At 68.1% G+C, this 25447-nt stretch carries 21 protein-coding genes and 1 tRNA gene; 10 read left to right on the plus strand and 12 right to left on the minus strand.

Annotation, left to right across the window (positions count from 1 at the left end; genetic code table 11):
* Nucleotide 1: 1 nt before the first annotated feature.
* The 4 genes from ACU4E7_RS09305 to ACU4E7_RS09320 all read left to right on the plus strand — a co-directional run bounded on the left by ACU4E7_RS09305 (nucleotide 2) and on the right by ACU4E7_RS09320 (nucleotide 4670).
* Nucleotides 2-1795 (plus strand): ABC transporter permease subunit, encoded by a 1794-nt coding sequence (locus tag ACU4E7_RS09305; protein WP_447021344.1) that lies wholly within the window; start codon nucleotides 2-4, stop codon nucleotides 1793-1795.
* 28 nt (nucleotides 1796-1823) lie between these two features.
* Nucleotides 1824-2729, plus strand: coding sequence for a 4-hydroxy-tetrahydrodipicolinate synthase (gene dapA, locus ACU4E7_RS09310; protein WP_447021345.1), 906 nt, complete (start codon nucleotides 1824-1826; stop codon nucleotides 2727-2729).
* A 55-nt stretch (nucleotides 2730-2784) separates the two neighbouring features.
* The gene (locus ACU4E7_RS09315) at nucleotides 2785-3624 is read left to right on the plus strand and encodes an IclR family transcriptional regulator (protein ID WP_238123670.1); all 840 of its coding nucleotides are present in this window, start codon (nucleotides 2785-2787) and stop codon (nucleotides 3622-3624) included.
* Nucleotides 3625-3806: 182 nt separating this feature from the next.
* Nucleotides 3807-4670 carry an aldo/keto reductase family protein gene (locus ACU4E7_RS09320; RefSeq protein ID WP_447021346.1) on the plus strand — a complete coding sequence of 288 codons (864 nt, stop codon included), beginning with the start codon at nucleotides 3807-3809 and terminating at the stop codon, nucleotides 4668-4670.
* A gap of 12 nt (nucleotides 4671-4682) precedes the next feature.
* Here ACU4E7_RS09320 and ACU4E7_RS09325 read toward each other — a convergent pair whose 3' ends face one another.
* The gene (locus ACU4E7_RS09325; protein ID WP_447021347.1) at nucleotides 4683-6032 is read right to left on the minus strand and encodes a sugar porter family MFS transporter; all 1350 of its coding nucleotides are present in this window, start codon (nucleotides 6030-6032) and stop codon (nucleotides 4683-4685) included.
* Nucleotides 6033-6200: 168 nt separating this feature from the next.
* On the opposite strand from ACU4E7_RS09325, the gene ACU4E7_RS09330 reads away from it, so the two are divergent.
* Genes ACU4E7_RS09330 through ACU4E7_RS09345 form a run of 4 tightly spaced genes read left to right on the plus strand, consistent with a single transcriptional unit; the run spans nucleotide 6201 to nucleotide 10917 of the window.
* Nucleotides 6201-7517 (plus strand): DegT/DnrJ/EryC1/StrS family aminotransferase, encoded by a 1317-nt coding sequence (locus ACU4E7_RS09330; RefSeq protein WP_238123699.1) that lies wholly within the window; start codon nucleotides 6201-6203, stop codon nucleotides 7515-7517.
* Nucleotides 7518-7569: 52 nt separating this feature from the next.
* Nucleotides 7570-8937 carry a sugar porter family MFS transporter gene (locus ACU4E7_RS09335; RefSeq protein ID WP_447021348.1) on the plus strand — a complete coding sequence of 456 codons (1368 nt, stop codon included), beginning with the start codon at nucleotides 7570-7572 and terminating at the stop codon, nucleotides 8935-8937.
* 11 nt (nucleotides 8938-8948) lie between these two features.
* On the plus strand, nucleotides 8949-9293 hold the full coding sequence (locus ACU4E7_RS09340; protein ID WP_238123666.1) for a hypothetical protein: 345 nt from the start codon (nucleotides 8949-8951) through the stop codon (nucleotides 9291-9293).
* Nucleotides 9286-10917, plus strand: a complete 1632-nt coding sequence (locus ACU4E7_RS09345) for a GMC oxidoreductase (RefSeq protein WP_447021349.1) — start codon at nucleotides 9286-9288, stop codon at nucleotides 10915-10917. Before ACU4E7_RS09340 ends, ACU4E7_RS09345 begins: the two co-directional genes overlap by 8 nt.
* A gap of 32 nt (nucleotides 10918-10949) precedes the next feature.
* Here ACU4E7_RS09345 and ACU4E7_RS09350 read toward each other — a convergent pair whose 3' ends face one another.
* From ACU4E7_RS09350 to ACU4E7_RS09385, 8 genes are all read right to left on the minus strand, one after another.
* Entirely contained in the window at nucleotides 10950-12848 is a 1899-nt protein-coding gene (locus ACU4E7_RS09350; RefSeq protein ID WP_447021350.1) for a GmrSD restriction endonuclease domain-containing protein, read from the minus strand.
* A 395-nt stretch (nucleotides 12849-13243) separates the two neighbouring features.
* Nucleotides 13244-13319, minus strand: a tRNA-Glu gene (locus ACU4E7_RS09355).
* 83 nt (nucleotides 13320-13402) lie between these two features.
* On the minus strand, nucleotides 13403-14089 hold the full coding sequence (locus ACU4E7_RS09360; RefSeq protein ID WP_447021351.1) for a YggS family pyridoxal phosphate-dependent enzyme: 687 nt from the start codon (nucleotides 14087-14089) through the stop codon (nucleotides 13403-13405).
* Nucleotides 14086-14952 (minus strand): C40 family peptidase, encoded by an 867-nt coding sequence (locus ACU4E7_RS09365; RefSeq protein WP_238123655.1) that lies wholly within the window; start codon nucleotides 14950-14952, stop codon nucleotides 14086-14088. Before ACU4E7_RS09365 ends, ACU4E7_RS09360 begins: the two co-directional genes overlap by 4 nt.
* Before the next feature lie 4 nt (nucleotides 14953-14956).
* Nucleotides 14957-16324, minus strand: coding sequence for a leucyl aminopeptidase family protein (locus ACU4E7_RS09370; RefSeq protein WP_447021352.1), 1368 nt, complete (start codon nucleotides 16322-16324; stop codon nucleotides 14957-14959).
* Between the two features lie 91 nt (nucleotides 16325-16415).
* Nucleotides 16416-16919, minus strand: coding sequence for an A24 family peptidase (locus ACU4E7_RS09375; RefSeq protein WP_238123653.1), 504 nt, complete (start codon nucleotides 16917-16919; stop codon nucleotides 16416-16418).
* Between the two features lie 29 nt (nucleotides 16920-16948).
* Complete coding sequence (locus ACU4E7_RS09380; protein WP_238123652.1) at nucleotides 16949-17113, minus strand: Flp family type IVb pilin; 165 nt, start codon at nucleotides 17111-17113, stop codon at nucleotides 16949-16951.
* A gap of 225 nt (nucleotides 17114-17338) precedes the next feature.
* Nucleotides 17339-18265: a LysR family transcriptional regulator gene (locus tag ACU4E7_RS09385; protein ID WP_447021353.1), complete on the minus strand. Its 927-nt coding sequence runs from the start codon at nucleotides 18263-18265 to the stop codon at nucleotides 17339-17341.
* A 135-nt stretch (nucleotides 18266-18400) separates the two neighbouring features.
* Here ACU4E7_RS09385 and ACU4E7_RS09390 point away from each other — a divergent pair, with 135 nt between their 5' ends.
* Nucleotides 18401-19600 (plus strand): MFS transporter, encoded by a 1200-nt coding sequence (locus ACU4E7_RS09390; RefSeq protein ID WP_447021354.1) that lies wholly within the window; start codon nucleotides 18401-18403, stop codon nucleotides 19598-19600.
* Between the two features lie 159 nt (nucleotides 19601-19759).
* Complete coding sequence (locus ACU4E7_RS09395; protein WP_447021355.1) at nucleotides 19760-20545, plus strand: SDR family NAD(P)-dependent oxidoreductase; 786 nt, start codon at nucleotides 19760-19762, stop codon at nucleotides 20543-20545.
* 65 nt (nucleotides 20546-20610) lie between these two features.
* On the opposite strand, the gene ACU4E7_RS09400 is transcribed toward ACU4E7_RS09395, so the two are convergent.
* The 3 genes from ACU4E7_RS09400 to ACU4E7_RS09410 form a co-directional block, all read right to left on the minus strand.
* A complete protein-coding gene (locus ACU4E7_RS09400; RefSeq protein WP_238123648.1) occupies nucleotides 20611-22110 on the minus strand; it encodes a phosphomannomutase/phosphoglucomutase in 1500 nt (499 codons plus the stop codon).
* A gap of 244 nt (nucleotides 22111-22354) precedes the next feature.
* Entirely contained in the window at nucleotides 22355-24769 is a 2415-nt protein-coding gene (gene pheT / locus ACU4E7_RS09405; RefSeq protein WP_447021356.1) for a phenylalanine--tRNA ligase subunit beta, read from the minus strand.
* Nucleotides 24766-25314 carry an endonuclease domain-containing protein gene (locus tag ACU4E7_RS09410; RefSeq protein ID WP_447021357.1) on the minus strand — a complete coding sequence of 183 codons (549 nt, stop codon included), beginning with the start codon at nucleotides 25312-25314 and terminating at the stop codon, nucleotides 24766-24768. The genes pheT and ACU4E7_RS09410 overlap by 4 nt, the downstream gene beginning before the upstream one ends.
* Nucleotides 25315-25447: the final 133 nt, after the last annotated feature.

The following is a 25447-nucleotide window of genomic DNA, read 5'->3' on the forward strand; positions in this document are numbered from 1 at the left end:
CATGGCCTCTTCGCATGTGGTGGCACAGGGGGTGAACCACGCGGCGCGGCGCGCCCATGCCCGCCGGGCGGTGCTCACCAAGCTCGCCATGGGCGTGCCGCTGGTGGCGCTGCTGGCGGTGTTCCTGATCCTGCCGGTGGGCCAGCTTCTGGCGCTCAGCGTGTTCGGCGAGAGCGGCTTCAGCCTGAAGCAGTATCAGCAGTTGTTCGCCTCGTCGGTCTATTTCGACGTGCTGCTGATCACCTTGAAGATCTCGCTGCTCACCGCGGTCTTCTCCACCGTGCTCGGCTATCCGGTGGCCTATCTCATCTCCACGCGCAGCGGGCCGGCCAAGGAGCGGCTGCTGTTCTGGGTGCTGCTGTCGTTCTGGACCAGCTTCCTGGTGCGGGCGTTCGCCTGGGTGGTGCTGCTGGGGCGCCACGGGGTGGTGAACAAGCTGCTGCTGGGACTTGGCCTCATCGAGCGGCCGGCGGACCTGCTCTACAATCTGGGCAGCGTGCTGGTGGGCATGGTGCACGCGCTGCTGCCGTTGGCGGTGCTCACCATGTTGTCGGTGATGGAGAATATCGACCGCAACCTGCCGCGGGCCGCCTCCACCCTGGGCGCCCGGCCGGGCAGCGCGTTCTGGAAGGTCTATTTCCCGCTGTCGCTGCCGGGTGTGGCGGCGGGCGCCATCATGGTGTTCGTCACCTCCATCGGCTTCTTCATCGTGCCGGCGCTGTTGGGCGGGCGGCGCGAGACCATGATCACCCAACTGATCATCGACCAGATCCAGCAGACCCTGAACTGGGGCTTCGCCGGGGCCATCTCGGTGCTGCTGCTGGTGGTGGTGCTGGCGGTGTTCGTGGTCTACGACCGCCTGCTCGGCCTCTCCACCATGACCGGATCATCGTCGGCGCGGGCCGCCGGCGCCGGCTCAAGCTTCGCCCATCGCATCGGCGACGCCATCCTCACGGTGCTCGGTGTCATCACCGACGCGCTGCTGGCGCTGCTGCCCCGACGCCGCCGGCGGCGGGCGCCCGGCGAGAGTTCCCGAGGGCTGTCGGTGGTGGTGTGGACCATCCTCATCGTCATGACCGTGCCGGCGGTGCTGATGATCCCGCTGTCGTTCGGCAGCGGCGGGCTCAACTGGCCGCCTACCGGCTTCACCCTGCAGTGGTACCAGGACGTCTTCAACTCGCCCATCTGGATGCAGGCGCTCACCCGCTCGCTGATCGTTGGCGTCGGCACCGGCCTCCTGTCCATGCTCATCGGTACGCCGGCGGCCTTCCTTCTGGTGCGCGGCAACCTGCCGGGCAAGGGGCTGCTGCTGGGCCTGGTGCTGTCGCCCATCGTGGTGCCGCGCATCATCATCGCCGTGGGCCTGTTCTACTTCTTCGCCAACATCGGCCTGGTGGGCAGCGCCCTCGGTCTGGTGCTGGGCCACACGGTGGTGGCGGTGCCCTATGTGGTGATGACCATGATGGCGGTGCTGCGCACCTACGACACCCGCCTCGACCTTGCCGCCCAGAGCCTGGGCGCCGGGCGCTTCGCCACCCTGCGGCACGTCACCCTGCCCATCCTCGGCGCGGGCATGATGTCGTCCTTCCTGTTCGCCTTCGCGACCTCGTTTGACGAGCTCACCATCGCTTTGTTCGCCTCCGGCGGCCTCAACGCCACTTTGCCCAAGCAGTTCTGGGACGAGGTGACGCTGCAGGTGTCCCCGGTGATCGCGGCGGTGTCCACCTGCCTGTTCCTGTTCGTTGGGGTGCTGATCTTCGTGGCCGACCGGCTGCGTCGTCCCGCCGCCCGCTGAATCCGTTTCCCCACAGAGGTTTTGTTCAATGCTGACCGCAGACCGCCTTCGAGGCATCTTCCCCGCCCTGCCCACGCCGGTGCGCGATGACGACAGCGTGGACGAGGTGGCCGTCGGCGCCCTGTTCTCCTGGCTGCTGCAGCAGGGGGTCGATGGCGTGGTGCCGCTCGGGGGCACGGGCGAATATGGGGCGCTGGCCCGGCGCGAGCGGCAGCGCATGGCGGCGCTGTCGGTCACCGCCATGGCCGGCAAGGGCCCGGTGATCGCCGGCGTGCTCGACACCGGCTTTCATGATGCGCTTCAGGCCGGCAAAGAGTTCGCCGCCGAGGGCGTCGATGCCCTGCTGGTGCTGACGCCCTATTACACCAACCCCACCCAGGCCGGTTTGCGCGACTATTTCCTGCGCTATGCCGATGCCTCGCCGGTGCCGGTGCTGCTCTACGAGATCCCCTACCGCACCCGCATCGCCATCGCGCCGGAGGTGATCCACACGTTGTCGCGCCATCCCAACATCATCGGCATGAAGGCGTGCAATCTCGACATGTACCACTTCCTGCAGGTGGTGGCCGGGGTGGACGAGAGCTTCACCGTGCTGAGCGGCGAGGACAGCCTCTTCCCCCTGCATGTGGCGGCGGGCGCCAAGGGCGGCATCGTGGTGACGGCGAACCTGCTGCCGCGCGCCTGGCGGCAGATGCTGGAGGCGGCTGAGGCCGGCCGCACCGCCGAGGCGCTGGCGCTCCACCGCCAGCTGATCCCCCTCATGAACATGGCGTTCCAGGAGACCAACCCCGGCCCCATGAAGTCGGTCATGGACCTGATCGGTGTCAACGCGCCCCACATGCTGGCGCCGCTGGTGGAGCCGGCCCCGGCCCTGCAGAGCGCGCTGCGGGCCGAGCTGCAGCGCCTGTTGGCCGTCACCGAGCGCGCGGCCTGACGGCAAAGGGGAGGCACGGCTTGCAATGACCGCCGATCGCAGACAGATAGGGGCCATGACGCGAACCGGGTCTTCCCTCACTTCCCAGGCCGAACCGGAGAAGGCGGCCGCCAAGGCGGAGCGCTCGACCCTGTTCGTCGGGTCGGTGGAAAAGGCGTTCCAGGTGCTGCACGCCTTCGACGGGCCGCACCGCTTCATGACGCTGGTGGACATCGCCCGCGCCTCCGGCCTCGACCGCAGCGCCACCCAGCGCCTGGTGCACACCCTGGAGGCGCTGGGCTATTTGCAGCGGGTGCCGCAGACCCGCAACTATCGCCTCACCTCCAAGGTGCTGCAGTTCTCCTACAGCTACATCCGCGCCAACGAACTGATCGACAAGGCTTCGCCCTATCTGCTCGAGATCAGCCGCAACGTGGGTGAGACGGCCAATTTGCAGGAGTTGGACGGCCACGAGATCGTGTTTGTCGCCCGCTTTCCCGGCCGGCATCTGGTGAATGTGGACATCGTGGTGGGCAGCCGCCTGCCGGCCCTGTTCACCGCCTCGGGCACCGCCATCCTCTCGCGCCATTCCGACGAGGAGCTGGAGGAGGCGCTGCGCCGTACGCCCCTGGAGCCCATCACCCCCTTCACGGTCACCGATCCGCAGGCCCTGCGCGCGCGGGTGCGCCAGGCGCGGGAGACCGGCTACGCCATCGTCATGAACGAGACAGTGATGGGCGACATTTCGGTGGCCGCCGCCATTACCGACGAGCACGGCCGCGCCGTGGCCGCCATCAACATCTCCGTGCCCACCACCCGCTGGACGGTGGAGCGGGCGCAGGCCGAACTGGTGCAGCACGTGCAGGTGGCGGCCACCTCCATCTCCAAGTCGAAGTTCGCCGGCTACGGCGGTTGACCCGCGGGACACCGCAGGCCAGCCTCGGTGGGGGAATCGTCCCGCCGTTGGCACGCCCGTTGCGTGCAGCCGCGGCTCGAGCGCGGCGCGCGCGGGTCCGGACCGGCGGGCCAGGGCAGGCGAGACGTCGGGGCAGCGGGCTGACGGCTGCGGCACGGGGGCGGCAAGGGGGGGCTGGGGTGATGGCGGACAGGGATGACGATGCGCCGCAAGGCATCCTCTCCAGCGCGGGAGTGCGGATGCCGCGCCTGCTCTACGGCACCGCCTGGAAGAAGGAGCGGACCGCCGATCTGGTGGCGCAGGCCCTGCGGGCGGGTTTTCGCGGCATCGACACCGCCTGTCAGCCCAAGCATTATGACGAGCCGGGCGTGGGCGCGGGGGTGGCGGCGGTGCTGGCCGAAGGGCTGTCGCGCCGGGACCTCTACCTGCAGACCAAATTCACCCCCGTCGGCGGTCAGGAGCCGGCCAATCTGCCCTACGATCCGGCGGGTCCGCTGGACGAGCAGGTGCGGCAGTCCTTTCGCGCATCGCTGCGCAACCTGCGCACGGACTATCTCGACGCCCTGATCCTCCACTCGCCCTATCCGGACGACGAGCACACCTTCGCCGTCTGGCGGGCCATGGAGAGCGCCTGCGAGGGTGGAGTGGTGCGCCAGCTCGGCCTCAGCAATTGCTATGAGCCGGAGCGCTTCAAGAGGATCTATGAGCACGCCCGCATCAAGCCGGCGCTGCTGCAGAACCGGTTCTATGCCAAGACCGGCTATGATCGGGAGATCCGCGCCTTCTGCCGGCGCGAAGGGGTGCTCTACGAGAGCTTCTGGACCCTCACCGCCAATCCGGATCTGCTGGCGCGGCCGGAGCTCGGGGCGATCGCGGGGCGGCATGGGGCGACCCCCGCGCAGGCCTTTTTCCGCTACCTCACCCAGCAGGATGTGGTGTGCCTGACGGGCACCACATCAGCCGTGCACATGGCGGAAGACCTGGCGATCTTCGATTTCCATCTGAGCGCGGCGGAATGCGAGGTGATTGCCGGCTTCCTGGTCTGAGGCCGCGCGGCGTCAGCCGTGGGCGCCGAGCCGGCGCAGCGGCCGGCCGGCCAGAACATCCGCCTCGATCTGCTCCAGCCCCACCCGCCGCGTTTCCGGCACGAAGGCGAGGGAGATGGCCAGCGACAGCAGGCAGACGCCGAGGAAGATGCTGATGGTGCCGGGAAGGCCGATGCCCTGCACCAGCGACAGGAAGGTGCCCGCCACGATGCCGTTGAACAGCCAGCTGGTGGCCGAGGCGACGGCGATGCCGCGCTCGCGGATGGCGGTGGGGAACAGCTCGGCCATCAGCACATAGGGCAGGGGGCCGAGGGACAGGGCGAAGGCGACGATATAGGCGCCAAGTCCCAGGAGCGCCATCCACGGCCAGTCCTGGCTGGCGGCGAGGATCACCGTGGCGAGGCTGGCCGCCATGGCCGCCGAGCCGGCGATGAGCAGCGGGCGCCGGCCCAGCCGGTCCACCAGGGCCATGGCGAGCACCGTCGCCAGCACGTTCACCAGGCCGAGCCCGAACGTCGCCGCCAGGGCGGCGGTGCCGGCCGCAAAGCCCAGCTCGGTGAAGATGTGCGGCGCATAATAAAGAATACCGTCGATGCCGGAGAAGTTCTGCAGGATGAACAGCACGCTGCAGAGCAGCAGAACGGCCGCGGTGCTGCCGGCGCGCAGTGCCGCCCGCCAGTCCCCCGCCGGCTTATCGCCGGCCGGTTCGCCCGCCTGCGGGCCCATCTCATCGAGAATGCCGAGCTGGCGGGCGGCGGTGGCGGCGGCTGCGGTGCGGCCCTGCGCCTTCAGCCAGCGGGGGCTTTCCGGCAGCAGCAGCACCGACAGGGCGCTGAACGCGGCGATGACGATGCCACCACCCAGCATCACCTGCCAGGAAGCCCGATCGTGGAGCGCCAGCGGCACCGCATAGCCCACCAGGATGCCGATGGTAATGGCCAGCTGGAACAGGGAGACCACGGCGCCGCGATGTCGGGCCGGCGTCGCCTCGGCCGCATACATGGGAACCACCATGGAGGACAGGCCGACCCCGAGGCCGATGAGCATGCGTGCCGCCACCAGCATGGCGGGCCCAGGCGCCGCCTGTTGGCCGAGGGGGATGAGCGCATAGCCGGCAATGGCGAGGCCCGCGGCGATCAGGCACGACGGCTTGCGGCCGATCCGTGCCGAGAGCGGCGCCGCCAAAGCCGCGCCGATGAAGCAGCCGAGCAGCAGGGCCGTCACCACCATTTCCGTTGCGCGCGTCGAGAGCGCGAACGCCGCCGCAATGTCCCCGACGACTCCGGCAATGGAGGCGGTGCTGAAGCCGAACAGGACTCCGAACCACAAGACAAGGATGGCGGTATAAAGGAACGGCCTCATGAAGATTTCACCCGGAAACCCCTACCTGGAATGGGTCTTGAGCTCAGACACTCAACTCAGGACAAAAAGTCTTGTAAGATGTCCTCAAGCTGAAGCATAACATTAAAATAATTCCAGAGCAGAGACGCCTCGGCTCCTGGCGAGGAAAAGGGGGACACGCTCGTGACCATGCCCACCGCCGCGCAGGAGCACGCCAACCGCCTCGCCATCGAGGGTGGACAGCCCGTCCGCACCGCGCCGCTGCCCTGGGAACTGCCCGGCGCCCACTGGATCGGCGCGGAGGAGCTGGAGCTGGTCTCGCGCGTGGTTCAGGCCCGCAGCCCGTTCCGTTTCTACGGCCCCGATCTCCAGCACATGGTGGATACGCTGGAGAACGAATGGTGCGCCGCCTTTGGCCACAAGCATGCCCTGGGCGTATCCTCCGGCACGGCGGCCTTGAGCATCGCCATGTCGGCGCTGGAGATCGGCCCCGGCGACGAGGTTCTGGTTCCCGGCTATCTGTGGGTCAGCTGTGTCAGCGCCGTGGTGCGCGCCGGCGCCATTCCGCGCCTGGTGGACATCGACGACTGCTTCACCCTCGATCCCGAAGACCTGGCCCGCAAGATCGGCCCCCAGACCCGCGCCGCCTTGATGGTGCATATGAGCGGCGCGCCCGGGCGGGTGGCCGAGGTGGCGGCGATCTGCAAGACCCGCGGCATCGGCCTCATCGAGGACTGTGCCCAGGCCGCGGGCGCCAGCCAGAACGGCAAGGCCGTGGGCACTTTCGGCGACATCGGCATCTTCTCGTTCCAGCTGAACAAGAACATGACCTCCGGCGACGGCGGCATGGTGGTGACCGAGCGCGACGACCTGTTCCGCCGCATCGTCGCCTTGCACGACCTCGGCTATCCGCGCAACGCCCAGGGCCGCCTCGACACCTCCGACGAGAGCTGCCAGCTGTGGGGCGTGGGCGCGCGCATGTCCGAGCTGTCCGGCGCCATGTGTCTTGCCCAGATGCGCAAGCTCGGCCAGATCACCGGCGCCATGCGCGACGCCAAATGGCGCATCCGCAGCGCCCTCGCCGACGTGCCGGGCCTCGGCTTCCGCACCATCGTCGATCCCAAGGGGGATACCGGCCCGTTCCTGCTGATGCTGCTGAAGGACGAGGCCACCGCCCGCCGCTTCGTGGACGCCCTGCGGGCCGAGGGCATCGCCGGCCCGCCGGGCTCCCTCGCCTGCCTCACCCTGCGGGAATGGGGCATGCACTGGTACTGCAACATTCCGAGCCTGGTGAACAAGCGCTCCAACAGCCGCGACGGCGCGCCCTGGACACTGCCGTCCAACGCCTTCGGCGCTGATTATCATTATGGGCCCGGGGCGCTCGCCCATTGTGACGATCTGCATGCCCGCGGCGCGCTCCTGACCATCGCGTCCACCCTCACCGACACCGACGTGTCCGACATCGTGACCGCGATCCGCAAGGTGGCCCGCGTCGTCCTCGACTGACGCCGGCCCATGCGCGCTCCCGCGCGCCAACGACCCACCGTGGAGGGCGCCCGTGATCTATCTCATCGCCACCATCGCCGGCATCGCCGGCGCCCTGTTCGGCTTCGACGAGGGTGTCATCGCCGGCGCCCTCGGCCCGCTGCGGCAGGATCTCGGCATCGATCCGCTGGCCGAAGGCATGATGACCTCGGCGGTGCCGTTCGGCGCCTTCGTGGGGGCGATCCTGGGCGGGCGTTTTGCGGCCGCCGCGGGCCGCCGCAAGCTGCTGCTGGTGGCGGGCGCGCTGTTCATCATCGGCGCGCTGCTGAGCGCCACCGCCGGTGGTCTTTGGACGCTGACCGGGGCGCGGCTCATCATCGGCCTCGGAGTGGGCATCGCCGCCATGATGGCGCCGCTCTACATTTCCGAGAGCGCGCCCACCGAGCAGCGGGGCCAACTGGTCTCCATCTACCAGCTGGCCGTGACCATCGGTATTCTCGGCGCCTATCTGGTGGGCTATGTGTTCGACGACAACTGGCGCCTGATGTTCGCGGTGGGCGCGGTGCCCGCCGTGCTGCTGTTCGCCGGCATCTTCATGGGCACCGACACGCCGCGCTGGCTCGTCTCGCGCGGGCGCAACGTCGAGGCCCGCCAGGTGCTGGCGCGCATGCGCGGCCAGCCGGAGACGGATCGCAAGGTGGCGGCGGAGTTCGAGGCCATCCGCGCCGGCGCCGAGGCCGATGCGCAGCGCCACGGCCGCTTCGCCGATCTCTTCAAGCCCGATGTCCGCCCCGCCCTCATCGTCGCCATGGGGCTGTTCCTGCTGCAGCAGCTCTCCGGCATCAATGCGGTGATCTATTACGCCCCTACCGTGTTCGAGCATGCCGGCTTCAGCTCGGCCACCAACACCATCCTCGCCACCGCCGGCATCGGCTTCGTGAACGTGGCGATGACGGTGGTGGGCATGCTGCTGATCGACCGCATCGGCCGCCGGCTGCTGCTGCTGATCGGTTTTGCCGGCACCGCGGTGGCGCTGGGCATCATCGCCATCGGCGCGGCCACCAACATGCCCGGCATGGACGGCATCACCTTCGCCGCTTTGGTGCTCTACATCTCCGCCTTCGCCATCGCCCTCGGCCCCATGCCCTGGGTGATGATGGCCGAGGTGTTTCCGCTGAACGTGCGCGCCCTGGGCATGAGCCTCGCCTCGCTGGTGAACTGGGGCTTCAACTTCCTGGTGGTCTTCTCCTTCCCCATCCTGGTCGCCGAGTTCGGTCTCGGCGGCGTGTTCGGCCTTTACGCCCTCGTCTGCGTGGCCGGCATTGCCTTCACCCTGTGGCTGGTGCCGGAGACCAATGGCGTGTCCCTGGAAGAGATCGAGCGCCACCTGAAGAGCGGCCGCCCGCTGCGCCAGCTCGGCCGCGGCGTGGCCCACGCCTGAGGAGGATCAGCATGGTTGCGGAACATCCCGAAACGGCGGGCCTTGCCCCGGCGGATCCGCCGGCCCTTGATTTCCACGGGCTGGTGGTGGCGCTGCTGCCGCTTGATCCCTACCACCCGGCACTCGAGCCGCTGATTGACGATCTCGCCCGCATCGCCGCGCTGAATCTGCAGCTCAACGCCGCCTTCCACCGTATCGCCGCCCGTTCCGGCTTTGCCGCCGGCGGCGAGGTGCGCCGTGAGCACCTGGCGGAGGACGCCACCGCCGTCTTCGCCTTTCTCGAATACATGCATTTCGCCTCGCCCTCGTTCCTGAAAAGCGTGGGTGAATGGCCGTTGGGAGGCGTGCGTGGCTGAAGCGACCCCTTGTGATGTCGTCGTCGTCGGCACCGGGGCGGGCGGCGGCATTCTCGCCTACGAGCTCGCCAAGGCGGGCCTGAACGTCATTTCCCTGGAACAGGGCGGCGTGCTCGCCGACGATCATTTCAAGACCGTCGATCCGCCCAACACGGCGCTGGATTTCGGCATTCGCGCCAACACCGTCTGGCCGGCGGAACCGCACGACAGCCTGTTCGTCCATCCGCTCTACGAGAAGGGCGGGGACGGTTCCACCGGCTGGCCGGAAGGCGGCTTTCACCATTATCAGGTGCTCGCCGTCAACGGTCTGCAGAACCTGTGGAACGGCGTCAGCGTGCGCTTTTCGGCCAAGGATTTCGCCCATTGGCCATTCCCCTACGAGACCCTCGCGCCCCATTACGATGCGGTGGAGCGGCGCATCGTGGTGTGCGGCACCACGGAGAACATCGAGGAACTGCCTGACGGCATCTTCGTGGAGCCCAAGCCCCTGCGGCCGCCGGATCACATGATCATCGCCGCGGTGGACGGGCTGGGCGAGACCTATTCCCGGGCCATTCCCAACCGCAAGGCCATCGACACCCGGCCCGACAGCCCGAAGGCCTGCGTCTCCACCGGCATCTGCACCTCCGGCTGCCCCACCGGCGCGGTCTATAAGTTCACCTCGCGGCTGCTCCCGGAAATCCGCGACCTGCCCAATTACACGCTCGTCACCGGCGCCAAGGTGGTGCGCGTCACCCGCGCCGGCGGCGCGCGGCAGGCCTCGGGCGTGGACTATATCGACATGGCCACCGGTGATGCCCGCAGCCTGGCCGCCAAGGTGGTGGTGCTGGCGGCCGGGGCGGTGGAGAGCCCGCGCATCCTGTTCAATTCCGCCGACGAGATGGCGCCCGAGGGCATGGGCAACGCCACCGGCCAATTGGGGCTCCGGCTGCAGGACAATCCCAAAGCGGTGGTCTCCACCTCCCTGTGGCAGCTGTGGGGCAAGGCGCGCGATTACGACATCGGCTATGGGGATCTTCTGATCCTCATGTCGCGGGGCAAGCTGCCCGATGGGGAGGAGTTTCCCTTCATCGGCCACGCCATCCACGGCGTTCCCGATGTGCCGCACTATCTGGCGGGCATGAAGCGCTTTCCGGTGTTCATGAAGGAGCGCCTCGCCCGCTTCATGTTCCATTCCTATGTCACGCTCGGCCTGTTCTGCGCCGGTGATCCTACGCCCGCCAACCGGGTGCGGCCGGGCACCACGCGGGACCGCTTCGGCGTGCCCCACGTGGCGGTGGACTTCTCCCATTCCGACCGCACCGAGGCCATGATGGACGCCATGGATGCCTGGGGCCGCAAGGTGCTGCGGCATGCCGGCGCCAGCTCCATGCACGCTTCGCGGGACAATACCGGCACCGGCATCCATTATGCCGGCACCACCGCCGCATCGGATGATCCCGCCACCGGCGTGGTGAATGGGGACATGCGCCTGCACGACATGGACAATGTCTATGTGTGCGACGGCGGCGTGGTGCCGTTCCTGCCGGACAAGCACCTCACCCTCACCATCATGGCGCTGGCCCACCGCCTCGCCGGGCATCTGGCCGAGCAGGCCCGCACCGCCACCGCGGTCTCCTCCTGAACGCGGCCTCGCACTGGCGTCGGGAGGCGCTCTCAGCCCTCCAGCGGGGGGAGTGCTTCGTCGGCTGTGTCGTCGATCTCCTCGCCTTCCTCCGGAGTTGGCCCTGTGTAAGCGGCTTTTCCCATGGCTGCCTCGATGAGGCCCAGGAGCCTCTTCTGCCGATCATCCATGAAAGCCTTGAAAGCGTTGCCCCGCAGCAAGCCGGGCTCGATCAGATGTGTGCGGAGAAGGGCATCCAGTTTGTCCGGAGCGATCGAAGGCGTCGTGCTCGTTCCCTTTTCAAGCTTGGCGAGGTAGTCGGAGGGCGCGACGCCTCCAATCGTTCGGTTGGTTCGGTATGAAAGGGGTGTTTTGTTGATGATGGAATCATAGGTCGCGGGCTTGTAACCGCGCGACTTGCACCAGTCCTGCGGAAATATGTGATGTATATCGACATTTTCTCCGAAGAAGACTGTGTGATTGAAGTTCTGGCCAGAGAGAAAGTCCTGCGCGCCTTCCTTCATGAGGAGCGCATTGACGCCCTTGTATGCGGCTGACAGGCGCATGCGCATGGTTTTCAGGCGATCAGCGCGGAAAATGGTTTCACTGACGGTCGAGGGCTCTGCGCCACCCTTGAGCCAGAGCGGGACTTCCATGAAGTCTCTCGCTATTCGGGTTTCGACCGCAGAGCCATAAAGCTCGCCGAATACACCGTTCCAATACCATTGCACCAGCTTTGCGCGGTTTGCCGCATTCTGCCAAGCATCGCCCATATCCGCCAGGATCGCCGCGAGAGGGACGATCTGTGACTGGTAGGGGAGATCAAAGATCCTGTAGATGTGCAGCATATGGAGGAATTTGGCCGCCTGGATGAAGCCGTGTTCGACCTGTGTTTCATATTTCTTGTAGGCGTCGAGCGGCAGATCCAGAAGAGCTTGGCGGTTGCCGGAGACAGCGGGCAGATCTTTGCCTTCCTTTCCCGCTTGTTCGGCCGCCCGCCGGCGTTCACGGGTGTGAAACAAGGAAATGGCCTGAAGAAAATCCGTGTTGCCCACGCCCGCAAGAATGCCGGCATCGGAATCCGCCGGACGCAGGGTGTCGGCGAAACGACGCTGTCGACCTTTTATGTCCTCGTCGCCATACCAATCCTTGCGCAGTTCATGGCCGTCGGCCGCATACATTGCCGTAACCAGCTCGAAGGCGTCGAGCGGTTTGCCGCCGGTGTTGACTTTCTCGAAGACGACACAGACCGCTTCTTTCGAGGTGGATCGGTCCAAGGCGATGACGGGAACTCTATAGTATTTGAAATTCTCCAGTACGGTCTTTTTGAATTCTCTGAATAATTCACGTGTCTCCCTGTTCGCGTCTCCGGTCCAATATTCATCGAAGCCGTCCTGCCATTTGTCCCAATCGAAAACATGGGTCGTCGGGTACATGAGGGTCGCGTATTCTTTTTCGGGTGTCGACAGATCGCGGGTCACCTCCCGTCCAAACTCCGTTCTCTCGACGCGGTCCTCCGGGACCCCCAGGATCGCATCCTCGCGGTCCACCGTACCGTCGAGCGCCTTGCGAATGTCGATGTAGAACCAGCGGCGCACCTTCTTTCGCTTGGGCGTGATGGTAGCGACAACTTTTCCGCGCAAAGTGACCTGGTAGAGGGAGGTCATCCGCTGCTGGCCGTCGAGCAGCAGCGATTGCGGGGTGTTATGTCGTGCCTCCGCCGGCGCGCCCTCTATCGGGCGGGGCTTGAAATTGACCGGTCCGCCGGTGTCCAGAGACATCAAGGCGCCGACGGGGAACGCCCGGGAGATCGAGGCAATCAGGCTTTTGATCCGGTCTTCGTCCCAAACCCAGCTTCGTTGAAAGTCGGGGAGTTGAATGACGCCGCGATGGCATTCATCCAGTAGGCGCTGCAGGTCAATCGGGTTGGTTTGAAAGCTGGATCCAGGCATCAATGCCCCGTGTCGATGCGTGTGTGTTGGCCGATTCTAGCTATAATTGTACTTCGCGTTGTGCAAGCTCGCGTGCGGTGCGGGTGAGCTCGTCCGCGGCATGTTCCGCTGCTGCAGATCGGCGCTGGGCGTCTGCCGCGCCGCCTGCTTTTCAACGCTCTCCACGTGCGGCGAAACGGGGCGTGAGGCACAGTAGTCGACGGTCGCGCGGGCAGGTCCCGGTGCCCGCCGGGCGTCGTCTTCGGAGAGAACGCACCTGCGGCCCGGGCTGCTTCCGCTGAAGGAGCGGGGCCAGTGCGGCGTGTCAGCATGCTTCTGAAGCTGCCGAACACAGGCCCCGACCGCCAAAAAATACAAAAGCCCCGCGAAGGGCGGGGCTAACATCTTGAAAAGATTGGCGCTCCCAAGGGGACTCGAACCCCTGTTTTCGCCGTGAGAGGGCGACGTCCTAGACCGCTAGACGATGGGAGCGTTGCGGGAAGGCGCTCCTCATAGCGGTGATCCGGGGGGAGCGCAAGCGGCTTGTGGGGAAAAGCGAAGTTCTCAACAGGGCGTCAGCCCGCGGCGGCGGGCAGGGGCGGGCGGTGGCCGAAGATGGCGCTGCCCACGCGCACATGGGTGGCCCCCTGGCGGATGGCGGCGGCGAAATCGCCGCTCATGCCCATGGATAGGCCGGTGAGGCCGTTGCGGGCGGCGATCTCCGCCAGCAACGCGAAATGCGGGTCGGGCACCGCTTCCACGGGGGGGATGCACATCAGCCCGGTCAGCGTCAGGCCGTGCACGGTCCGGCAGTCTTCGATGAAGGCGTCGGCATCCTCCGGCAGCACACCGGCCTTCTGCGGCTCGCTGCCGGTGTTCACCTGCACGAACAATTCGAGGCTCCTGCCGGTGTGCTTGAGTTCGGCGGCGATCGCGGCCGCGATCTTCGGGCGATCCACGGTGTGGATGGCATCGCACAGGGCCACCGCTTCACGCACCTTGTTGGATTGCAGGGGGCCGATGAGATGCACCCGGGCATCGGGGAAATCGGCGCGCAGCTGCGGCCATTTGTGCTGGGTTTCCTGAACCCGGTTCTCACCGAATATCCGCTGGCCGGCGTCGAGCACCGGGCGCACGGCGTCGGCGTCGAAGGTCTTGGAGACCGCCACCAGGGTCACGCTCTCGGGCGTACGGCCCGCCTCGCGGCAGGCCTTGGCGATGGCGGCGCGCACCTCGGACAGATGATGGGGGCTGTCGCTCACGCGCGGATCTCCTTGGGGTCGAGGCGGCGCAGGGTGCGCAGCGGCGCGCTCGCGGCGATGCGTTCCAGCGCCGGGCGCAGCGGCTCGCGCGCCACCATCATGTGAAAGGCGTTGGCGTGCAGCAGCAGCTCCGGCGTCTCCACCAGCGCCACATGGCCCGGCCAGAACAGCAGGTCGCCGCGCTGCAGCGGCGTATCGAGGGCGAGCGCCGTGCCCAGGGCGCGCTCCTGCATGTCGCTGTCGCGCGGGGCGGCGATGCCGCAGGCGGCGAGCGCCGTCTGCACCAGGCCGGAACAGTCGAGCCCGAGGGCCGAGCGGCCGCCCCACAGATAGGGCACGCCCAGAAAGCGCGTGGCTACGTCCACCATATCGCCCTCCACCTGATCCAGGGGGGCGAGGTGGCGGGCGAACAGGGCGCCGTCGGTGGTCAGCGCGAACGCGCCGCGCATCTCGCGCACATGCACCGGGCTGCCGAAGCACAGGGCGGCGCGTGGCGGCAGCTTGATGTCGGGGCCGGGGAACAGGAAGGTGCGGGGCGCCGCCACCTTGTGCGTGGGGGCGCCGGCCAGCGGCCGCAGGGCGTCGCTGGGCATGTAACCCACATAGCCGTCGGCGGCGAGCTGGACGAAGGCCCAGCCCTCGCCATCGTCCGCATAGACGGTGACGCGCTCGCCGAACAGCGCCTCGGTGTCGAGGGGGGCGTCGCCGGCGGGGCGGCGGCGCACCGGCGCCACCGGCTCCGCCACCTGGCGCACCTCGCCTTCCACATAGCGCGGGGCCTCGACGACGCCTTTGAGAGAGGCGGCGGCAAGGTCGGAGCGGGCGGGGGTGAGGCGCGGGTCGAGACCGCTCGGAAGGCTCATGATGTCAGCCGTAGCGGGCCGCCAGCAGGGCGTCGAGGGCGCGGATGGTCTGCGCCTCACCGCCCTCCGGCCGGCCGGGGCGGGCGGCGGGGTTCCAGGCGAACAGGTCGAGATGCAGCCAGGTCTTGGCGGCGCTCACGAACTTGTCGAGGAACAACGCCGCGGTGATGGCCCCGGCGAAGGCGCCGGAAGAGACGTTGTTGGTGTCGGCGATCTTCGAATCGAGCATCGCAGCGTAAGGCCGCCACAACGGCAGGCGCCACAGGGGATCGGCCTCGCGTGCCGCGGTGGCGGCGAGCTCGGCGGCGAAGGCGTCGTCGTCGGTGAAGGCGGCGGGGAGCTGGGGGCCGAGGGCGACGCGGGCGGCGCCGGTGAGGGTGGCGAAGTCGATCAGCACGTCGGGCGCGTCCTCGTCCGCCAGGGCGAGTGCATCGGCCAGCACCAGCCGGCCTTCGGCGTCCGTGTTGCCGATCTCCACGGAGAGGCCCTTGCGGCTGGTGATGATGTCGCCGGGGCGGAAGGCGGACCCGGAAACGGAATTCTCCACGGCGGGAATGAGCACCTTCAGCCGCACCCTGGCGCCGCGGGCAAGCAGCAGATGGGCAAGGCCGAGCGCATTGGCGGCGCCGCCCATGTCCTTCTTCATCAGCAGCATGGCCGAGGAGGGCTTGAGATCGAGCCCGCCGGTGTCGAAGCACACGCCCTTGCCCACCAGCGTCACCTTGGGGGCGTCCGGATCGCCGGCGGTGATCTCCAGCAGGCGCGGGGCGCGGTCGGCGGCGCGGCCCACCGCATGGATGAGCGGGAAGTTCTCCGCCAGCAGCGCATCGCCGACGATGCTGCGGAAGCGCGCGCCGTGGCGGGCGGCGAGCGCGCGGGCGGCGTCTTCCAGCTCGGCCGGGCCGAGGTCGTTGGTGGGGGTGTTCACCAGGTCGCGCGTGAGGGTGATGGCTTCTGTCGCGTGGGTCAGCGCCGCCGCGTCCACCCCCTCCGGCACCACCAGGCGCACGTCGCGGGCGGGGGCGCTGCGATAGCGGGAGAAGCGGTAGGTGCCGAGGGCGAAGGCCAGGGCCGCGAGGCGCCGGTCGCCGGCTTCGCCCTCCAGCCGCCAGGTGCCGGGTGGCAGCAGGGTGGCGAGGGCACCGAGGGCGAAGGGGTCGGCCTTCTCGGGCGGGGCGACGCCGAACAGGGCGCCGGCGAGGCCGCCGTCGGCGGCGGGCACCAGCAGCAGCTTGCCGGCCTCGCCCTTGAAGCCGGCGGCGGCGGCGAAGGCGCGCGCGGCTTCAGGCAAAGCAGAGGCGGTGAGGTCGGCGGCGCGGACGCACCACACGGGCAGGCTGGGCGTGGAAACGGGGGCGAAGCAATCCGGCATGATGAACTCCTCACCGTGGGGGTAGCACGGCGCGGGGTGGAGGGCGAAGCCTCAACGCGCGCAAAGCTGCCGCGCTTGGGGCTGCAGGCCCTCAGCTGGCGAGCATGACGCTGGAATAGGGGTGCAGCAGCAGCCCGGCGCCGGCCAGGGCGACCCCATAGGGAATGGTTTCCCCGGTCCGGGCGACGAGGGCCCGCGCCCGCGGCAGCAGCCGGCCGTGGGTCTTCAGGGTGACCGCCAGGGTCAGCAGGGCGCCGATGAGGCTGCAGATGATGACGAAGGCCGGCACCTGGGCGGGATCCAGCCACAGGGCGAGCGCCCCGGCGAGCTTGGCATCGCCGGCGCCGATGAGATCGTGGGAAAACAGCACGAATCCGGCGGCGGTCACCGCCCCGGCCGCCATCAGCCGCAGGGAAACGTCGGTCAAGGGGGTGAGCACCGCCACCAGAGCGAAGCCGGCGATGAGCGCCAGCACCAGGAGGTTGGGAATGATGCGCCGGGCGAGATCGGTGCCGATGGCGAGGCACAGCAGCGCGGGATAAAGGCCGGTGCGCAGGACTTCGAGCAGCAGAGCGAAGGTGTGTACCCGATCCATGACGGCTCCCAAGGGCGGCTCCTGAAACCTCAGTTGCTGGCGGCCGCAGCGGTCGCCTTCAGGCGGGCGAAGGTGGTGGCGATCTGCGCCAGCACGGTGACGATGGCAATGGAGAGCCCGGCGGCGATGAGGCCATACTCCAGGGCGGTGGAGCCGTGCTCCTCGCGAATGAAGCGGGACAACATGAGCTTCATCTGACGCTTTCCCATAGGGGCGTTACCAGGGCGATACGCAGCCCCGTCGTTCCACACGGGCCATCACGGCAGTGAGTCTGACAGTGAGTCCCATGGCGATGCCGATGGCGCCGCGGATCGAAGGCTAGAGGGGGCCCGTTGCGCGGAGGTAAAGATGGGCTACCGAAATACCGCCCCTGTGGACGGCCTGGGGAGACGGTTAATGCTCTGTCTCCGCATGGGCGCTCATAGTCGGGTGTGCGCCACCAGGAAATCCACGAAGGCGCGGATGCGGGCGGACAGGGGGCCGGCGCCGCCCACATAGACCGCGTGGACATCCACCGCGTCACCGGGGTTGAGGTCTTCCAGCACCGGCACCAGGCGGCCGGCGGCCATATCGGCGCGGACCTGGAATTCCGCCAGCCGGGCGAGGCCGAGGCCGGCGAGGGCCAGGGTATGCATGGCCGCGCCGTCGCTCACCTGGGCATTGCCGCGCGGCGGCACCGAAACGATGCCGCCGCGCCCATCCAGGAACGGCCAGCCTTCCAGAATGCGGGTGAAGGTGAAGCCCAGCATGTTGTGATGGGCGAGGTCCTCGGGTGTGCGCGGGGTGCCGGCGCGGGCGAGATAGGCGGGGGCGCCCACCACCACGGCGCCGCTCTTGGCGATCTTGCGGGCGACCAGCTGCGAATCGCGCATGGGGCCGACGCGGAGCGCGACGTCGGCCCGCTCCTCCAGAAGGTCCACCACCCGGTCGGTGACGGTCACCTCGATGCTCATCTGCGGGTGGGCATCGAGAAAGCGCGGCACCAGCGGCAGCAGATGGGTCATGGCGAAATTGACCGAGGCGTTCACCCGCAGCCGGCCGCGCGGGGCGGCGCCGGCGGCGGCCTCCTGCTCGGCGGTGGCGACCTCGTCGAGGATGCGGGCGGCACGCTCGTAAAAGGCCACGCCCTCCGGCGTCAGCTGCAGCTTGCGGGTGGTGCGCACCAGAAGCCGCACCCCCAGCCGGCGCTCCAGCCGCGCCACCAATTTGCTCACCGCCGAGGGGGTAAGGCCGCAGGCCCGGGCGGCAGCGGAAAAGCCGCCGCGCTCCACCACCCGGCTGAACACCTCCATCTCGGCGAAGCGGTTGACGTCGCGGGGGGTGTTCTGGGCGGTGTAGGGGGCCATGGCGCCTCGGCTCATTTGTGATGATAATTCATGAATGCTTTGACGTGACGCACGCTAGTTCATGAGCGCGTGCGGGTCCATGTTGCGCTGCATCTGCCCGGCTCCGTGCCGGGCTCCTCTTGGAGCGCACCGCATATGCCTGTCGCACTCTATGCGCTCGCTGCCGGCGCATTCGGCATCGGCGTCACCGAATTCGTCATCATGGGCCTGTTGCTGGAGGTGAGCGCCGATCTCGGCGTGTCCATCTCGGCGGCGGGCCTGCTCATCTCCGGCTATGCCCTCGGCGTGGTGGTGGGGGCACCGCTGCTTACCGCGCTCACCGCCCGCTGGCCGCGCAAGACGGTGCTGCTCGGCCTCATGGCCGTGTTCACCCTCGGCAACCTCGCCTGCGCCTTGGCGCCCAGCTATGGCTGGCTGATGGCGGCGCGGGTGCTCACCGCCTTCGCCCATGCCACCTTCTTCGGCGTCGGCTCGGTGGTGGCCACCGATCTGGTGCCCGCCAACAAGAAGGCGTCGGCCATCGCCCTCATGTTCACCGGGCTGACCGTCGCCAACATCCTGGGGGTGCCGTTCGGCACCTGGCTCGGCCAGCTGGCGGGCTGGCGCTCCACCTTCCTGGCGGTCACCGGCGTGGGCGTCGCGGCCTTCGCCATCATCGCCGTGCTGGTGCCGAAGGACCATGGCGCCGGCACCGTCACCCGCCTCAGCGAGGATCTGATGGTGCTGCGCCGGCCGGCGCTGCTCTATGGCCTTGCCACCACGGTTTTGAGCTGGGTGGGGGTGTTCGCCGCCTTCACCTATATCGCCCCCATGCTCACCCGCATCACCGGCTTTCCCGAAGGCGCGGTCTCGCCCATCCTGCTGGTGTTCGGCGCGGGGCTGGTGGTGGGCAATCTGCTGGGCGGGCGCCTCGCCGACCGTTGGCTGGTGCCCACGGTCTATGGCTCCCTCGTGCTGCTGGCGGTGGTGCTGATGGCGCTGGCGCCGGCGCTGACCAGCCGCTGGACCGCGGTGGCGGCGGTGGGTCTGCTCGGCGCGGTGGGCTTCGCCACGGTGGCGCCGCTGCAGATGTGGGTGCTCGGCAAGGCCAAGGGGGCGGGGCAGAGCCTCGCGTCCTCCTTCAACATCGCCGCCTTTAACCTCGGCAACGCCATCGGCGCGGCGCTGGGGGGCTGGGTGATCGACGCCGGCCCCGGCCTGTGGGCGGTGCCGCTGGTGGCGGGGCTGGTGCCGTTGGGGGCCCTTCTCACCGCCTATCTGTCTGAGCGGCGCGGCGATACGGACGAACCGGATGCGGTGCTGCGTGCGCCGGAGTGCTCGGAACAAGGGGCCTGAGATCCTCGGTTGCGGGCCAAGATCTCGTGATTGTGGATTTCGTGATCGAAGGTTCTACGGTCGCGCTTTATGGTCCACGACGTTTTGGGGCGGGATGACGCCCGGGTCGCCGCATCTGGCAAGCCCCCCGCTCAGCGGGTCTTTCAAGGAGACGATTCCATGAATATCGACCTGACGGGCACGCGGGCCGTCGTCACCGGTTCCACCCTTGGCATTGGCTTTGCCATTGCCAAGGGCCTGGCGATCTCTGGCGCCGAGGTGGTGGTGAACGGCCGCAAGGCTGAGGCGGTGGCCGCCGCGGTGGAGGCGCTCAAGGGGGATGGCGCGGTGCGCGGTGTCGTGGCTGATCTGGGAACCGCCGAGGGGTGCGCGACGCTGGTGAAGGCGGTGCCGCAGGCGGACATTCTGGTCAACAATGTCGGCATCTACACGCCCGACGATTTCTTCGAGGCGGGCGATGAGGTGTGGCAGCGCTACTTCGATATCAACGTCATGTCCGGCGTGCGGCTCGCGCGCGCTTATCTGCCGGGCATGGCGGCCAAGGGCTGGGGGCGGGTGGTGTTCCTCTCCTCGGAATCGGGCGTGGCCATTCCGGCCGACATGATCCCCTATGGCTTCTCCAAGACCGCGGCCATCTCGATCGCCCACGGGCTGGCCAAGCGCATGGCCGGCACCGGCGTGACGGTGAATTCCGTGCTGCCTGGCCCCACCTTCACCGAAGGGGTGGCGGACATGGTGCGGGCGGAGGCGGAGAAGCAGGGCGTCGCGCTCAAGGATGCGGTGGATGCCTTCACGCGCGCGGCGCGACCAACCTCCATCATCCAGCGCGCGGCGACGCCGGAAGAGGTGGCGAACATGGTCGTCTACGTCTGTTCCAAGCTCGCCTCTGCCACCACCGGTGCGGCCCTGCGGGTGGACGGCGGCGTGGTGGATGGCCTCGTCTGACCCAGCCCGAAACGAAACGGGGACCGGCATGCCGGTCCCCGTCGTCTGTTCTGTCGCGGTGAGGCTCAGATCTTCTGGTTGTATTCGCCCACTTCCGGATGGGTGCGCAGCACGCCGTCGACTTCCGCGAACATGTCGCGCATGCGGGCTTCGGAGACGGGGCTTTCCACCACCACCACCAGCTCGGGCTTGTTGGAGGACGCGCGCACCAAGCCCCAGGAGCCATCCTCGCAGGTGACGCGCACGCCGTTGACGGTGACGAGATCGCGGATCTTCTGGCCGGTCACCAGGGCGCCCTTGGCCTCCAGATCCTGATAATGCTTCACCACCGCATCGACGATGCCGTACTTGGCCTCGTCCGCGCAATGGGGCGACATGGTGGGCGAGGACCAGGTCTTGGGCAGGCTCTCGCGCAGCTCGGCAAGGCTCTTGCCGGGGGCGCGGTCCAGCATGTCCAGCACGGCGATGGCGGAGACGAGGCCGTCATCATAGCCGCGGCCCACCGGCTTGTTGAAGAAATAGTGGCCGCTCTTCTCGAAGCCCACCAGGGCGCCGCTCTCGTTCACCCGGCGCTTCATATAGGAATGGCCGGTCTTCCAGTAATCCGCCTTCACGCCGAGCTTGATCAGCTCGGGATCGGTGGCGAACAGGCCCGTGGACTTCACATCCACCACGAAGGTGGCGCCGGGGTGGAGCTTGGCGAGGTCGCGGGCGAGCAGCACGCCCATCTTGTCGGCAAAGATCTCCTCGCCCGTATTGTCCACCACGCCGCAGCGGTCGCCGTCACCGTCGAAGCCCAGCGCCAGGTCCGCCTTGTGCTCCAGCACGGCGTCGCGCATGGCGTGGAGCATCTCCAGGTCTTCGGGATTGGGATTGTATTTGGGGAAGGAGTGGTCGAGCTCGCAATCGAGCGGGATCACCTCGGCCCCCAGCGCCTCGATGATGCGCGGGGCGAAGGCACCGGCGGTGCCGTTGCCGCAGGCCACCACCACCTTCAGCTTGCGGGAGAGCTTGGGCCGCTCGGTGAGGTCCTTGATATAGACCTCCGGGAAATTCTCGACGAAATGATAGGCGCCGCCGCCGCGGGCATCGAACTTGGCGGAGAGCACGATCTCCTTCAGCCGGGTCATCTCGTCGGGGCCGAAGGTGAGCGGGCGGTTCACGCCCATCTTCACGCCGGTCCAGCCATTGTCGTTGTGGGAGGCGGTCACCATGGCCACCGCCGGCACATCGAGGGCGAACTGGGCGAAATAGGCCATGGGCGACATGGCAAGGCCGATGTCGTGCACCTTGATGCCCGCCGACATCAGCCCGGTGACCAGCGCCAGCTTGATGGAGGAGGAATAGGAGCGGAAGTCGTGGCCGGTGACGATCTCGGGCCGGACGCCCATCTCGTGCATCAGCGTGCCCAGGCCCATACCCAGGGCCTGGATGCCCATCAGGTTGATTTCCTTCTGGAACAGCCAGCGGGCGTCATATTCCCGGAACCCCGTCGGCTTCACCATGGGCTCGGATTCATAGGCGTAGGTGTTGGGCGTCAGGACGGGCTTGGGAACAGGAAACATCGACGCTTCTCCACGCGGCAGGGCAAGGTGGCCCTGCGCCGTCTGGTTGTACGGTCGGGTCTGGGGCGGCGAGATAGCACGAAAATTGTGACGGAAAGAACCGCAAATCACGGCATGGACGGGATCAATGCCCGTGCGGCAGGGCTTGCGGCCGACATGGTAAATGCCGGCCCGGCGGCCTGCTGTACCCCGGTCCCGCCTTCTCCGGTGAGGCGCCCGGCGCGCGGGGCGCCGGGCGTTCAATTTAGGCGCGCAGGGTGGCGCCGGTCTTCTTGGTCACTTCGGCGACGATCTTGGCCGCCACCTCTTCGATTTCCTTGTCGGTCAAGGTGCGCTCGCGCGGCTGCAGGGTGACTTCCACCGCCACCGACTTCTTGTCGGGGTCGATGCCCTTGCCCTCATAGACGTCGAACACGCCCACCGCGGTGACCAGCTTCTTGTCCACCCCCTGGGCGGCCTTGAGGATGTCCGCCGCCGGCACCTGGCGCCCCACCAGGAAGGCGAAGTCGCGCTGCACCGGATGGAAGGCGGACAGGTCGATCTGCGGCTTCACCTTGGTGGGCTTGGCCTTGGGCTCGGGGATCTTGTCGAGCACGATCTCGAAGCCCACCAGCGGCCCGTCCACGTCGAGCGCTTCCAGCACGGCGGGATGAAGCTCGCCGAAATGGGCCATGGCATTGGAGCCGAGCCGCAGGGTGCCCGAGCGGCCGGGGTGATACCAGGACGGCGCATCGGCGGTGACCTGGAGGTTGGCCACCGGGGCGTTGCAGGCGGCGAGCGCCGCCAGGGCATCGGCCTTGGCATCGAACACGTCGACGCTGCCGGCGGCGCCCGACCAGTGGCGGCCAGAGCCGAATGGCTTGGCGGTGCCGTGGCGCACGCCGGCGGCGATCTGGTGCTGGTCCTGCGGCCTGTCGCCGGCGAAGGTCTGGCCCACCTCGAACAGGGCCGCATCCGGGAAGCCCCGGTCGGCATTGGCCTTGGCGGCGCGGATGAGGCCGGGCAGCAGGCTCGGCCGCATGTCCGAGAGCTCGGCGGCGATGGGGTTGGAGAGCGCCAGCGCCGGGGCGCCGCCGCCGAACAGCTCGGCCTCCCGATGGGAGACGAACGACCAGGTCACCGCCTCCACCAGGCCGCGGGCGGCCAGCGCCCGGCGCGCCTTGCGGCTGCGCCGCTGCAGGGCGGTGAGGATCGGCTTCCGCGCATCATCGCTGCGCGGCAGCTCGGTGGAGGGCACGCGCTCCAGGCCGAGGATGCGCACCACCTCTTCCACCAGATCCGCCTTGCCCTCGATGTCGCCGCGCCAGGAGGGCGGCACCACGTCCAGCACCGGCGCGGTGCCGGAGACAGTGAAGCCGAGGGCGGTCAGCACTTCGCGCATCTCGGTTTCCGAGGCCTCGAGCCCGGTGAGCCGCTTCACCTCGGTGAGGGGGAAGGCGATGGTGCGGGTGGTGTCGGGAATGGCGCCGGCCAGCACCACCTCCGACGGCTCGCCGCCGCAGATGTCGAGGATGAGGTGGGTGGCGAGATCAAGGCCCGGCAGGGTGAAGGCGGGGTCGATGCCGCGCTCGAACCGGAAGCGCGCATCGGAATTCAGCCCCAGCTTGCGGCCGGTCTGGGCGATGTTGATGGGCTCCCACAGGGCCGATTCGATCACCACGTCGGTGGTGGCCTCGTCGCAGCCCGATTCCTCGCCGCCCATGACGCCGGCGAGGCTCTCCACGCCCTTCTCGTCGGCAATGACGCACATGGTCTCGTCGAGGGTGTAGGTCTTGCCGTCCAGCGCCAGCAGGGTCTCGCCGGGCCGGGCCCGCCGCACCACCAGATCGCCCGACACCTTCTTGGCGTCGAACACGTGGAGCGGGCGATTGCGGTCGAACGTCATGAAATTGGTGACGTCCACCAGCGCGTTGATGGGGCGCAGGCCGATGGCGCGCAGCTTGTCCTGCATCCACTGGGGCGAGGGGCCGTTCTTCACGCCGCGGATCACCCTGAGGGCAAAGGCCGGGCAGAGCGCGGGCGTGTCGCCGAAGTCGAGCCGGGCGGTGACGGGCGAGGGGAAGGCCCCGTCCACCGGCTTGATGCGCGGGTTCATCAATTCGCCGAGACCGGCGGCGGCGAGATCGCGGGCGACGCCGGACACGCCCAGGCAATCGGCCCGGTTGGGGGTCACGGCGATTTCCACCACCGGATCGTTAAGGCCGATCACCTCGGCGAACTTGGCGCCGGCGGGGGCGTCGGCGGGCAGCTCCATGATGCCGTCATGCTCTTCGGAGAGCCCCAGCTCGCGGGCCGAGCACAGCATGCCGCGGCTTTCCACGTCGCGGATCTTGCCCACCTTGAGCACGGTGCCGCTGGTCGGAATGGTGACGCCCGGCGCCGCGAACACGGTCTTGAGGCCGGCGCGCGCATTGGGCGCCCCGCACACCACCTGGATCGGCTCACCCGCGCCGATGGAGACCGAGCACACCTGCAGCTTGTCCGCATTGGGATGCTTGGCGGCGGTGAGGATCTCGCCCACCACGAAGGCGGACAGATCCTTGGCCTTGTCCTCCACCGCCTCGACCTCCAGGCCGATGAGGGAGAGCCGCTCGACGATCTCCTCGAACGAAGCGGTGGGTTCCAGATGCTCCTGGAGCCAGGAATAGGTGAATTTCATCGGATATCGTCCTTATCCTGATCCGCCAGAGGCGCGTCCGGGGCGTTTTCGCCCTCCCGACCCTCCCCCGCAAGCGGGAGAGAGCCTTTCCCGCTGGTCTCCGCGCTACTCCCTCTCCCGCTTGCGGGGGAGGGCTGGGGAGGGGGCAGCAGGTCCGGAGGGGGCAGCAGGTCTGGGTGCGTCGCGGCGTTGATCGTTTCGAGCACTCCGCTCAGATTTTGCAGCACATCGAGATTGGAGAAGCGCAGCACCGTGAAGCCGCGCTCCGTGAAGAACAGATCGCGCCGCGCGTCCCGGGACTGGCCGGCGTCTTCGTAATGCTGGCCGCCATCCACCTCGATCACGAGCTTGGCCGGCAGGCAGGCAAAATCGGCGACGTAGGGACCGAGGGGATGCTGGCGGCGGAAGCTCAGGCCCTCGAACCGGTGGCCGCGCAGGGCGGCCCAGAGCTTCCGCTCCGTATCGGTCTGGTTCCCGCGCAGGGTCTTTGCCCGGGTGCGCTGGCCTCGGGAGACATGCCATCTGGGAGGTTCGGCATCGTCCATCGGGCTGCGCTCCAGATCGGACCCTGCGTTCCCCCTCCCAACCCTCCCCCGCAAGCGGGAGAGGGCTTTTCCCTCAGCCTCTAGGTCACGCCCTTTCCCGCTTGCGGGGGAGGGCTGGAGAGGGGACAAGGCG

This window comes from Xanthobacter sp. ZOL 2024 (genome assembly GCF_052932325.1).